The 13,562-nt window shown below is 32.3% G+C and carries 8 protein-coding genes; 6 read left to right on the top strand and 2 right to left on the bottom strand.

The features are described 5' to 3' along the window. Positions 1 to 30 precede the first annotated feature (30 nt). Positions 31 to 1,086, bottom strand: coding sequence for a C40 family peptidase (locus G4Z05_RS04730; protein WP_163250711.1), 1,056 nt, complete (start codon positions 1,084 to 1,086; stop codon positions 31 to 33). 915 nt (positions 1,087 to 2,001) lie between these two features. On the opposite strand from G4Z05_RS04730, the gene G4Z05_RS04725 reads away from it, so the two are divergent. The 6 genes from G4Z05_RS04725 (at position 2,002) to G4Z05_RS04700 (ending at position 11,210) form a co-directional block, all read left to right on the top strand. After that, entirely contained in the window at positions 2,002 to 3,186 is a 1,185-nt protein-coding gene (locus G4Z05_RS04725; RefSeq protein ID WP_163250710.1) for a glycosyltransferase, read from the top strand. 24 nt (positions 3,187 to 3,210) lie between these two features. After that, positions 3,211 to 4,536: a glycosyltransferase gene (locus tag G4Z05_RS04720; RefSeq protein ID WP_163250709.1), complete on the top strand. Its 1,326-nt coding sequence runs from the start codon at positions 3,211 to 3,213 to the stop codon at positions 4,534 to 4,536. Positions 4,537 to 4,548: 12 nt separating this feature from the next. Next, the gene (gene wecB / locus G4Z05_RS04715; protein ID WP_163250708.1) at positions 4,549 to 5,697 is read left to right on the top strand and encodes a non-hydrolyzing UDP-N-acetylglucosamine 2-epimerase; all 1,149 of its coding nucleotides are present in this window, start codon (positions 4,549 to 4,551) and stop codon (positions 5,695 to 5,697) included. Positions 5,698 to 5,801: 104 nt separating this feature from the next. Next, positions 5,802 to 7,079 carry a nucleotide sugar dehydrogenase gene (locus G4Z05_RS04710; RefSeq protein WP_163250707.1) on the top strand — a complete coding sequence of 426 codons (1,278 nt, stop codon included), beginning with the start codon at positions 5,802 to 5,804 and terminating at the stop codon, positions 7,077 to 7,079. A 91-nt stretch (positions 7,080 to 7,170) separates the two neighbouring features. Then, positions 7,171 to 8,511, top strand: coding sequence for a methyltransferase domain-containing protein (locus G4Z05_RS04705; protein ID WP_163250706.1), 1,341 nt, complete (start codon positions 7,171 to 7,173; stop codon positions 8,509 to 8,511). A 2-nt stretch (positions 8,512 to 8,513) separates the two neighbouring features. Next, positions 8,514 to 11,210 carry a glycosyltransferase gene (locus G4Z05_RS04700; protein WP_163250705.1) on the top strand — a complete coding sequence of 899 codons (2,697 nt, stop codon included), beginning with the start codon at positions 8,514 to 8,516 and terminating at the stop codon, positions 11,208 to 11,210. A 330-nt stretch (positions 11,211 to 11,540) separates the two neighbouring features. Here the strand turns inward: G4Z05_RS04700 and G4Z05_RS04695 are convergent, their stop codons facing one another. Continuing rightward, on the bottom strand, positions 11,541 to 13,343 hold the full coding sequence (locus G4Z05_RS04695) for a hypothetical protein (protein ID WP_163250704.1): 1,803 nt from the start codon (positions 13,341 to 13,343) through the stop codon (positions 11,541 to 11,543). Positions 13,344 to 13,562 lie beyond the last annotated feature (219 nt).

Below are 13,562 nucleotides of genomic sequence, written 5' to 3'. Positions count from 1 at the left end.
TGCCATTTTAGTTTTTAGCGTTTTATCAGATTAATAGAATCGCTTAAAACTATCAAAATGCTGAGTCCAATATGGATTTTTTAAATCAGAAATCGTTACTCCTTTTGAGGAGCTCGCATGGATAAATTGATTATTCCCCAGATAAATTCCCACATGCGAGATTCCTTTTTTATAGGTGTTTTCAAAAAAGACAAGGTCCCCTGGTTTAGGATTGTTGACATAGTAGCTACGATCATAGTAGCCAGCAGCCGAATAGCGGCCAATCTTGTAACCGGCTTGGTTAGCAGTGTAATAAATGAAGCCACTGCAGTCAAAACCTGATTTTGAACTACCACCCCAAACATAAGGCGTACCAAGGACACTTTTTCCTACTGAAATCATTTTTTCAGCCACACTGGACCCGGTAGGAGCAGGAGTTTGTTGCGAAGGTTTTGTTTCGGTCGTAGGTGCATTTCCTGAAACCTTCAATTTTTGTCCTATATAAAGAAGGTTAGATTTTAAGTTATTTAATGATTTCAAATTTGCTACGGTCGTCCCATATTGATTCGCAATTTTCCAGAGCGAATCACCACTTTTCACGGTATGGACAAACACTGTACTGTTTCCAGGCGATGGTGACACCTGATTGGCAGGAGGGTTCTTCAAAGGTGTTGATTTTTTTTCAGATACCTTCAGTTTTTGTCCCACATAAATGATATCTGAAGTTAGACCATTTAGTGATTTCAATTCCTGGATAGTTGTTTTATAATCTCTGGCTAATTTCCAAAGAGAATCACCTTTTTTAACTATATGTACAGTAACGGAATTGCTCGTATTCCCTGTATTTTGTTGCGTTAACCCGCTTGTTGTAGGCGCAGTGGTGGTTGTAGCTGGTGCAGATACCTTCAGCACTTGTCCAGGATAGATTAAGGTCCCTGAAAGATTGTTCCATTTCTGCAGTTCAGTTACTGTCACATTGTAACGATTAGCAATTTTAATAAGGGCATCCCCTTTTACCACCTTATATGTACTGGCATTGGCCGTTCCAGCGTAGGCCATTGAAATGAGTGCCGTTGTCGATAAAGCACGAATAATGGTTTTCTTCATCTAACAAAATCACCTCTTTTTATTTTTTTATTCTATAAATTTTACCATAGTTTCCTAGAATTCGGGTGGGTTTCTATAAATTTTGTGGAAATGATGTAGAAAAATAGGAATAAAATGTTTCTTTTTACCTTCGACATTGATGTCATAATCTATGGCAAATTTTATAGAGCTACTTCGAATATAAAGGATCAACGAAGAACCCTATACCTTCGCCTTTGTCGAAAAAGGGTTTAAGGTGTATAGCTGCAAGCAGTTTATCAAGGAGCTGAAATGTGGCTGATAACTATTGAGGGCTGTTATTAGAAGTTATTTTTTCGAATAAAGTAAATCATTGTATTGAATCACATTTGAATTTCTTTTTATTAGTAAAAAAGTCTTAATTTATATTTAGGATACAACTTTATTAGAAAATTTTTATGTAAATAATACCGACATTAATCGACAATATTTGCTATTTACTGTCAAAATAAAAAGTGGTAAACTATTATAAGTTTTGGTATATGTCTTATTTTGTTAAAAATAAGTCGAAAGTTGTAGTTTTTTATGTAATAAATAGTATTTTGGTAAGATTTTGGTAAAATAGGGAATTTTTCTATTCTTAGGTGATTTTTTCAATTGATTGTGGTGTGAGTCCACTATCTTATCTAAGCATTAATATCTAATGAAAGAATAGTGTTCACGCGCATAATTTTCAATTAGATATTTATTTTTTTGATTTGATAAATTTCGGCCAACGAAATATATACATAAGTCAATAATTTTAATGTGTTTTTGGTAATTGATTGTAAATTGTTGAATTATGTTTTAAAAATTATTATCACCGTGTATTATTGTAACTGCAAACGATTGACATATACTTACAATATTCGTTGAGATATACAGATTTTAAAATGACAAAAAGGTGGTAATCCGTTAGTGAAACGAGTATTAATTATATCTCAGCATTTTTATCCGGAAATAGGCAGTCACGCTAACCGGATTAAGCACCTATTTCTGCAATTGAAAAAGAAAAAATATGATGTAACGGTTTTTACAGCTGAACCTTCTTATCCAAACAAGAAGATCTATAGTAATGCAGACTTTTGGGATGATGAAAGCTTAAATCGTGAAAATAACATTATGAGAATTAATATTTCCAGTAGAAAATATTCAAATAGTATTATTAACCGTTTGTTATATTATATAGAAATTGCTCTAAAACTTATTTTCCTTATTATTAAGGACAAAAAAAGATATGATTATATTTTTGTAACTTCACCGCCGATATTTACTGGGTTAGTTGGGCTGTTTGCCAAATATCGATACAAAACAAAATTGGTTTTAGATATCCGCGATTTATGGCCGGAATCGTTAAAAGGTGTTGAAGTTTTTAACTACCCCATTATATTAAAATTCTTTGGGACATTAGAAAAAACTCTTTATAAAAAATCAGACAAAATAGTCATTAACAGCCTGGGTTTTCAGGATCACATACAAAATAAGGCAGGAATATTAAAATCAAAAATAATCTTTATCCCTAATGGAGCTGTAGAAGAGGAAATAGCTCTTAAAAATAGGGAAAAAAACGATACAAAAAAAATAATTTATGCAGGTAATTTAGGCTTAGCTCAAAATACCCTATTAATTAATCAGCTTGTACCTCTATTGGACGAGCAAGGAATTCATTTAACTATCATAGGGTATGGGGTAAATAAAAAACAATTGATTCATTCAATTAAAGATTATAAGAATGTTACCATTATTAACCCAGTAACTAGAAAAGAAGTTTTTAAGATTATTTCAGAACATGATTTAGGTCTTGTAACGTTAAAAGAAAAAGATGTTTTTAAAACGGTTTTACCAGGGAAAATTATTGATTATATGACTTGTGGCGTTCCTATCGTAGGAGTAGTTGATGGATATGCAAAAGAAATGATTGAAAAAGAACGAGTAGGAATTGTTAGCAATACTCCCGATCCTAAAAAAATTGTATCCATTATAAAGACGTTATTAGAAGATAAAAAACTGTGCAAAGAAATGTCAGAAAGAGCGCAGCAAGTAATTCTTAAAAATTTCAACTGGGATGTCAACATTAATAAGTTAGTAGAATATATGAAATAGAAATTAAAGGGAATGGGGAGAACGATGTCAAAAAGAGTTGGAATGTTTGTTTGGAATCATTTTACCAATGATGCCAGAGTGTTAAGGGAATGCACAACACTATCGGAAGCTGGTTATGATGTAGATTTAATCTGCATACATGACCCTAAAGACGAGACACTTCCAAGGTTTGAACAAAGAAATGAGCATTTCAGGGTATTTAGACTTAGAAGGTACCCAGTTTTATTGGAATTCATTCAAAAAATGTACCGGTTCTCCTTACAACATAAATGGTTTGGAGCTTTTTGTTTTCTTTTATGGGCCATGTTTGTATATATATCACCTGTTCTATTTCTTTCTCTAACTTTTCTAGCAGTAATTTTGTTAAAAACAAAATTAAATGTGATATGGGTTAGAGGGAGTTTAATTTTACGAATGATTTTAATGGGATATAAGGGAAATTACGATATCTATCATTCAAATGATTTAAACACTCTCCCACAAGGATATATTTGTTCTAAATGGAGATTGAAGCCCAAAAGATTGATTTACGATTCCCATGAAGTTCAAACAAGCAGAACAGGATACAATAGTCCCGTTTATGGGAAAATGGAAGCTTTTTTTATAAAAAAAATTGACGAAATGATCGTTGAAAATCATACTAGAGCAAAGTATAACGAAAGTTTATATGGAATTTATCCCCATGTTGTTCATAACTACCCTTTTAAGCAAACAAGTAAAAATACAGAAAAAGTAGATTTACATGGAATGTTGAATATCCCTAGGCATGAAAAAATTCTTTTATATCAGGGTGGAATTCAAACAGGTCGTGGTTTGGACAAGCTAATAAAGGCAGCACCGCTTTTTAAAGAAGGTGTATTGGTATTAATTGGGGACGGGAAAATAAAAAATGATCTCATAGACATGGTTCAACAGATGAAACTTGAAGAAAAAGTGAAATTTCTCCCTAAAGTCCCACTTGCAGATTTACCAAAATATACAAGGAATGCGTATTTAGGATTTCAAGTTCTTAACAATGTGTGCTTTAACCATTACTCGGCATCATCAAACAAGCTATTTGAATATATGATGGCTGGAGTACCTGTTGTTGCATGTGGATTTCCTGAAATTAAGAGAGTGGTAGAAGGAGATCAAACAGGAGTAATAGTTGATTCTCATGATCCTGAATCCATAGCAGATGGAGTTAATTGGCTTATCGATCATCCGGAAAAGCACAGTGAAATGAAAGTAAATGCCATTAATGCCAGCCAAAAATACAATTGGGAAAATGAACAGATTCATTTGCTCAATGTTTATCAATGTAAACAATCTGTTAATGACATAAATGAAGGATTAAAAAAGGCAAATTAATGGGAGGTTATGATGAGTAATCAAATCAAGGTAATGACCGTTTTTGGAACAAGGCCAGAAGCGATAAAAATGGCCCCTCTTGTAAAAGAATTAGAGAAAAATAATGGAAAAATTAAGTCGATTGTCACAGTAACGGCACAACATCGACAAATGCTTGATCAAGTATTAAATATTTTTGAAATTACTCCGGACTATGATTTAAATATTATGAAAGATAGACAAACCTTGGTGGATGTGACTATACGCAGCTTAGAAGGTTTAAACAAAGTATTCCAAGAGGTCAAGCCGGATATTGTCCTTGTTCATGGAGATACAACCACTACTTTTGTTGCAAGCTTAGCCGCTTTCTACAATCAAATTCCGATTGGACATGTTGAAGCCGGATTGCGAACCTCGAATAAATATTCTCCTTATCCAGAGGAGATGAATCGGCAGTTAACAGGAGTATTGGCAGATCTTCATTTTGCTCCAACTAAGCAATCAAAACAGAATCTTTTAGAGGAAAATAAAAGTGAAGAAACAATCTTTATTACAGGAAATACGGCAATTGATGCTTTAAAAACAACGGTAAAAAATAATTACTCCCATCCTGTATTAGATAAATTAGGACAAGATCGGTTAGTATTAATGACAGCACATCGCCGTGAAAACACGGGTGAGCCAATGGAGAATATGTTCCGGGCAATTCGCAGGCTTGTGGAAAAGCACAATGATATCCAAGTTGTATATCCAGTTCATATGAACCCTGTTGTACGCGAAATTGCAAATAGAATTCTAGGTGACAATGATCATATTCATTTAATAGAACCATTGGATGTAATTGATTTTCATAATTTTGCCTCAAGAGCGTACCTAATCTTAACTGATTCTGGTGGTGTTCAAGAAGAAGCACCATCTTTAGGAGTTCCTGTACTAGTGTTGAGAGACACAACAGAGCGACCAGAAGGGGTAGAAGCTGGTACGCTTAAGCTCGCTGGTACAGATGAAGACGTCATATTCAAGCTAGCGGATGAACTTTTAACAAGTAAAGAAGCGCATGAACAAATGGCGCAAGCTTCAAATCCGTATGGTGATGGATTAGCTTCTAAAAGAATAGTGGAAGCCATTCTCTATCATTTTGGTCATAGTGATATGAAACCTGCTGATTTTAAAGTGAAATAATATGAATGTTTGTTTTTAAGAAGTAAAAGGTAAAATTATTTGATTTGGTCTTAATATGAGTTATTAAAATAAAAAACTATCAACACCCCAGGAGGAGAGTAATAATGAAGCTTTGTACTGTTGGATTAGGTTATATTGGACTACCAACCTCTATTATGTTTGCTAAACACGATGTAGAAGTAGTAGGTGTGGATATTAGTCCAAAGGTTATTGATATGTTGAATTCAGGGAAAATTCACATTGAAGAACCAGGCTTACAAGAGGCATTGGAAGAAGTAATTGCAAAGGGTACATTTCGGGCATCATTAACACCCGAAAAAGCAGATGCATTTATTGTAGCTGTTCCTACACCAAATAACGATGATTTATACAAATCTTGTGATTTATCTTATGTTTTAAGTGCTGTAAATAGTGTTATTCCATATCTTGAAAAAGGGAATGTGCTAATTGTTGAATCTACAATTGCCCCAAGAAGTATGGATGATTATGTGAAACCGCTAGTTGAAAAGGCTGGATTTATTGTAGGTAAAGATATTTTCTTGGTGCATTGTCCAGAAAGAGTATTACCAGGCCAAATTTTACATGAGTTAATTTATAATAACCGTATTGTTGGGGGGATTACTCCTGAGTGTACGGAAGCAGGTGCCATGGTGTACAGCACTTTTGTAAAAGGTGAAATCATTAAAACAAATGCTAAAACAGCTGAAATGTCTAAGCTCATGGAAAATACTTTCCGCGATGTGAACATTGCCCTTGCCAACGAGTTAACAAAAGTATGTAATGAATTAGAAATAAATGCATTAGATGTAATTGAAATGGCTAATAAACATCCACGTGTAAACCTTCATTATCCAGGTCCTGGGGTAGGAGGACATTGTCTTGCGGTAGACCCATATTTTATTGTTGCAAAAGCTCCTGAACAAGCAAAAATGATTAATTTAGCACGTTCCGTGAATACTTCAATGCCTGAGTACGTTGTTGAAAATGTAAATACATTAATGGAAAATGTAGGTGGAAAGGTTGTCACATTGTTTGGACTAACTTATAAAGGAAATGTTGATGATATTCGTGAAAGTCCAGCGATGGAAATTCGTGAAATGCTAATTTATCAAGGTAAGTATGAAGTAAAAAGCTTTGATCCACATGTTGAAAGTGACTTTGTCATTGAAGATATTGAAGAAGCTGTAAATAACTCGGATCTAATAGTTATCTTAACGGACCATAACGAGTTTAAAGAGTTAGATTTTGCGAAATTTGAAAAAATGTCTAATAAGAGAATTTTTGATACAAGAAATGTGGTAAAAAATTCTCCTGCTGATTTTGAGTATATTAACTTTGGAAATCTCTACTCATATGTAGGTAAGAAAGAAGTTTTAGTATAGTCCGAACTTATTAGTAAGTGTTGTTATCATTAACAGCACTTACCTTTTTTGAGAGGAAGTTTTTTCTAATCTAAATTAGGAGCGAAACTAAATGAAGAAACCTTTAGACCGAATTACGGATGCCTATTTTGGAGAATTGGGTGAGGAGTTTTCTGAGAAGGTAAGAAACCGAATCCATTGGATTTGTGAAAATGCAAAAGGAGAGACAATCTTAGATGTAGGTTGTTCTCAAGGGATTATATCCATTCTCTTAGGCAGAGAAGGGAAGAAGGTTATCGGGGTAGACCTTCTGCAAGAAGCAATTGATTATGCAAATCAAATGCTATCAAATGAAGAGAATGTTACAAAAAGTTTAGTGGAATTTAGGTCTGCAAATTTCATGCACTTGGATGTTGGAGACCAGACTTTTGATTCTATCATTTTTGGTGAAGTATTAGAACATATTACAGATCCAGAAAGATTTATTAATAAAGCTTATAGCTTACTAAATGACAATGGATCCATTATTATAACATTACCATTTGGTATTAATGATTATTTTGATCATAAAAAAACATATTATTTAATAGATTTATTAAAACTTGCAACAGAGAATCTTGTGGTTCAAGAAATAAAGTTTTTTGGTAAATGGGTAGGTGCAGTATTAAAAAAGAAGGGCAAAGAAACAAGCACTGTATCCATTAACGAAGAGCTTATATCAAGGTTAGAAGGAGCATTCTACTCTGTTGAAAAAGATTTATGGCAACAAATAAGAAACAATGAACAAAAAATTAAGACTTTAGAAGAAAAGCTAAAGTTGGTGTCAGCTGATATCGAAAAAATTAAATCAGCAGCTTCTGAACAAGTAAAGGAAAAAAATACTGAATTAAATACTCTTAAAAATCTAATTATTGAAAAAGATAACAAAATAAATTCTTTAAATATTCAAGTAGAAGAAAGTAATAAAGAGCTACAAATGGTAAAAGAGTCATTCCAAGCTCAGTTAGATCTAAAGGAAAAAGAGAAGGAAGAGACAATAGAGTCGCTCCGTACTAAATTAGATTTAATGGAACAAGAGAAAGAAGAAATAGTAAATACGATTTATTCTCAGATAAATGATAAAGCACAAGAACTACAAAATAGCCAAAAGGATGAAAAAATAAAAGAATTAACGAATCAATTAAAACAAAAAGAACAGATTATAGCTAAATTACAGCAAAAGGATAAAGAAAAAACGAATCAAATTACGGAGTTAGAAAAACAAGTTATTATTGCGAAAAAGGAAAAAATACAAGTTCAAGAAACTCTCTATGAGTCTTATACAAAAGAAGAAAGGTTATTGAAATCTTATCAAACCCTATTAAGAAAATATCGTGCATTAAGTGAATCAAAATTAGGGAAACTTACCTTAACCTATTGGAAAAAAAGAAGAAAAGTAATGGGAGGTAAATAATATTGGATGAAAGGGCAATACAACAGAGATTATCTACTTTGAGTCGATTAAAATTAAAATTAAAACTGGATATTGAAAATGAGAAAAATTTAATAGAAAAAGGTGGCATAAAAAAGCCAGTATCTAATCCAACTCCTCCTCCTGTTGCTAATTCTCAAAACAAATTAGATGTAAATAAAAAGGCAGAATATCTACGGCTGCGTGATAAGCAAAGTGATAAGAATTTCTTTAATAAAATTAAACCCTTACTGGAACAGATTCCAGAAAGTAATGGTAGTAGATATTTTGAAAAACTAAAAGTAAATATTGGTATAATTGCGGATGAGTTTTTATTTAATTCCTATAAAGATATTGCTAATTTTATATATATTACACGTGAAAATTATAAAAAATATTCCAAAAAGCTTGATGTTTTCTTAGTTGTTTCCACTTGGAAGGGACTTAACATGGAGTGGAAGGGTCTTGGAAATCCAAAGATTAGAAAGCATCGTCAAGATTTAAAACAAATTATCGAATTCTATAGATCTCAAGGAACTAAAATAGTTTTTTATTCTAAAGAAGACCCTGTAAACTATGAAATATTTATTGATATAGCTAAAATGTGTGATTATATTTTCACTACTGCTGAAGAGAAGATTAGCGATTATCAGAGAGATTGTAAAAATGAGAACGTCTTTGTTCTTGATTTTGGAATTAACCCTATGTACCACAACCCGATTGGGATTAAAAAGTTTCCAAAGCGTAAAGAGGTCCTATTCACTGGTTCGTGGTATGAAAAATACCCGCATCGTCAAAAGGATACACGAACTTTATTTGACGGTGTAATTGAAAGCAAGCGTGATTTAAAAATTATTGATAGGAATTATGAGCTCAATCTAGAAGCTTATTTTTTCCCTGAAAAATATTTAAAATATGTATCACCATCAGTGGATCATCATTATTTACAAAAGCTTCATAAGATGTTTGATTGGGCAATTAATCTTAATACAGTCCAAGATAGTAATACCATGTTTGCAAACAGGGTTTATGAACTTCAAGCATTAGGGAATGTGTTGCTGTCAAACTACAGTGTTGGCGTGAATAATAGATTTCCGAATGTATTTTTAGTAAATAATAAAAATGAAATTAAAGATATCTTAAACGGGTTTTCTGAGGAAGAGGTTTTTGAACATCAGGTTCAGGGAATCCGTAATGTAATGACAGATCATACAAGCTATCTAAGAATTGAAGAATTATTAGATCGTATAGGGTTTAAACTTCAAATTAAAAAGAAAAAGGTTGCAGTTCTTATTGAGAAGTATACACCTCAATTAAAGGAAATGTTTGAACATCAGACATATCCTCATAAAGAGTTATTTCTTATTAAGGACTTTTCTGAGGAACAAAAGAATGAATATGATTTTATAACGTTCTTTGAGGATCAAAAGTTTTATGGTGAGTTTTATTTAGAAGATATGATTAATGGCTTTAAATATACGAACTCTGATTATATTACTAAGGATGCATATTACGACGGCGATAAATGGATACAAGGGAAAGAGTTTGACTATGTTAACACTGTGACAGATAAATATCGCACAGTTTTCTGGAGCCAATCATTCTCTTTAAATGAACTCCTAGAGTTAAAAGGACCAAAAGAAATACCGAATGGCTTTAGTATCGATCGGTTTGAATTTAATAATCAAATTGTAAAAAAGAAAGAAACAAAACCGGTAAATTATAAGCTATCCGTGATTATTGCTAGTTATAATAACGGAAAACATCTTTTAAATAAATGTTTCAATAGTTTACGAAGAAGCAGTCTATTTAAAGACATGGAAATTGTTATTGTTGATGACGGTTCAACCGACAATTACACTCCAATGATAATTAGAAGATTGGAAAGAGAATTTGCCAATGTGAAATCCTTCTTCTATCAAGATGGAGGAAGCGGAAGTGCTTCAAGACCTAGAAACAAGGGATTTGAGTTAACGACTGCACCATATATTACCTATCTCGATCCGGATAATGAAGCGATTAATGATGGATACTACCATCTATATAAAGAGATTTCTAAGAATCGCTATGATATGGTTGTCGGTAATATGCTTAAATTAGATACGAAAGCTGCAGATTTTGATTACTATAAAACAGCGGTTCATTTTAATGGCAGTGATGTAATCTCAAAAAACGTAAAAGAATATTTAGTAAAAAGTCAGTTTAAAGCAATGAGTATTCAGGCTTTAATATTTAAGCGTGAATTAATTGTAGATCATTCATTAAAGATGGTTGAAGGAGCAGCAGGTGAAGACACATTATTCTTCCAAGAACTATTGTTAAACTCTAAGAAGACAAAAGTAATTAATCTACCTATCCATATTTATTATGCTGCTGTCTCGGGTTCAACAGTAAATACCATTTCAAAAAGGTTTTTTGAAAAATATCTTTTACTTGAAAAAACAAGGGTAAAGGTACTAAAAGAAAACGGCCTTTTACAAGATTTCCTTGATAAGAGGTTTGATTTCTATTTCAAAGGCTGGTACCTTGAAAAATTAAAACATGTAACAAGAGATGAAGCCCTTGATTCAATTAAGATCCTTGTAGAGATATACGATTTATATCGTAATGATTTTAACCCTACCAGTGAACAGGTAATTCGATTTAAAGAGCTAAGTGCTTCCAGGAAGTATGAAGAAATAAAAAAGCTATTTGCTAGTTAAGAAGAATAAGAGTTTGATGATATCCAAAAGTGATATGCTCACCCTTATGGTAAACAGATTAAAAAATCTGTTTACCATAGGGAGAGTTTTTTTGTGTTAAAAATACATTAACTCAAAACAAAATTGTGAGACAATGTGCTATTTCTAGCAGGTCAGTAGATTAATAAGAATAATAGCCATAAAGAACTAAAGGATATGTTACAAGGAAAAATGTTCCTTTTGTTTAAAGGGAGAAAAAGGTACTTGGGATGAACAAGTATAGATAATTTTTGGATTACAAATAAAGTAGGTGTCCTTAAAATTTATACTTTAGGACACCTACTTTATTTGTTATTTATTAATAATGACTGAAAATGGGCTGGTGGCAGTTACTTGAATATTGTTAGAGTCAAGGTTATCACCGTTACGAAGTATAATTTTTTCAACTAAAATCATACCAGCTTTTCCCCATGACCAATCTTCACAATCTTTAATGGATTGTATTCTGATTTTTAGTCTGTTTTTTGGCTCTACTGCTTTCCATTTTATTGATATTTGATTGGTTTCTTTCCAACAGGAAATATCCTCCTCTAGTAATAATTGATTATTAAGATATATTTGATATTTTATTCTTCCCTTTAATTTAATGTTTTCATATGGAGATCGCAAATGGATTATACAATGACTGCTTTTATTAAGTTCTGTTTTAAGTGGAATATCTGCTTCTGCATAATCCCCGTTCTTCGGGTTGCTTTCTTCCAAATTAAACTTAAATCTTCTTGTTTGTACCTTTTTCCTTATCGGAACTGTCCTGTTGTTTAGTAATGACCCGGAAGTAAACCGTGTCGCTGTTAATGGAATACCCACTTCATCGAATTGTTTATCATAAAAAGCTGTTGGATTTCCTAGGGAGTTAATCTCCCAATAATTAAGAATAGGCCAATTTTTATTAATTAGTTCATGAAATACGGTGTATTCATATTTATCAGTGTATGAAACTGATAATAATAACTTAAGAATCTTTCTAACATTAAATAAAATAAATGTATCATGGGCTATGTCGCTTTCTAACAAAACTTGACTAATCCAAGTACCCATCCGGTACTCCCAGTAAAGAATATCGAACGGGTCATAATTATATATTTTGTCCATTTGAATAAGGTCATAATATTTTTGAAATGCTTCTTTCACTTTTTCGTCATCTTTTGCCTGTTTTGAATAGCACTCAGCGAGTGATTTCATCGTAGCAGTTTTAGGCAATTTATGATTTTTACGATAATACATTCTTCCAATTTCATATACATTTGAACGAATATGAAGAATATTTGACGGAAACTGATCGAAATACAGTTTGGCCAATCGTACGTTATGCTGTGAAGTTGTATTGCATTTAACGACTTCTAAAAATTCATTAAAATCCTGGTTTTTAAGATTGTAATCGATGGTTAGAAAATCATGTTTTAATCCAAGATTGTAAACCATCTCTGTAACAATCTTTTGGTCAATAATATAAGCATTTAGCTTATCTGAATTAAAATTTTCCTTAATATAAGTAAAGTAATGAAATGAATCTTTATAATCCTTTGTCAAGGCTAAAGATGTTCTACTATCTAGTCCTGCTGTTAGTGAGAATAAAAATTTCTCATTAATCTTTGATAAGAGATACAATTGTTTTTTTGTAATTTCACTAATCTCTTCCACTACACGTTCTACTGGTAGAATTTCTAAATTTTCTCGTGGGAAAAACCTTCTAATTTTTTTTTCATTTACCTCTAATAACGTATTAGGAGTTAAGAAATAAATGTCTTCGTAAATAGTAAAGTGTCCCGGTAATTGAGAGCTTGAATATTTCGAGAACCATTCCTTATCTACATAAGGTGATTCGTTTGAGTGAGTGATTTCGTTAACCAATAGGCAATGAGAAGAAATAACCGTTTGTTTAGTAGAATAAAATATACTTCTTAAACCAGTGGCATCTGATAAAATCGATGCTGTTTGATTATTACCGTAAAAGATTAAATATCTGCCTGATAGTTCGTCAAGATAATCAAAGAAATCTACTTCAGAGGATATTAGATACTTTAGTAGCTCTGAAGCAATGAATTGTTTATCAGTGGTACCAGAACGAATATCTATCATAGTTCCAAGTAGCAAAACCCATTGATCATTAGTTGTATCGAAAAAAACTTCATTTAAAGGATCATAGTAAAGGTGGTATTTACCAATCTTCATATAATTCCAATGTTTGGACCTACGTCAATATTCCGGACACAAATAAATTAAATTCCAAACCACTTTCTAATTTAAATTACAGTTACCTTTCGTGGCTTGACATGGAGCCTCGGCGGGCATGAGTTCTATGCCAGGAAGCCA

The organism is Neobacillus thermocopriae, assembly GCF_010975035.1.
Taxonomy (GTDB): domain Bacteria; phylum Bacillota; class Bacilli; order Bacillales; family Cytobacillaceae; genus Neobacillus; species Neobacillus thermocopriae.
Note: the sequence above shows the minus strand (reverse complement) of the source record. Positions and strands in the feature narration are given on the sequence as shown.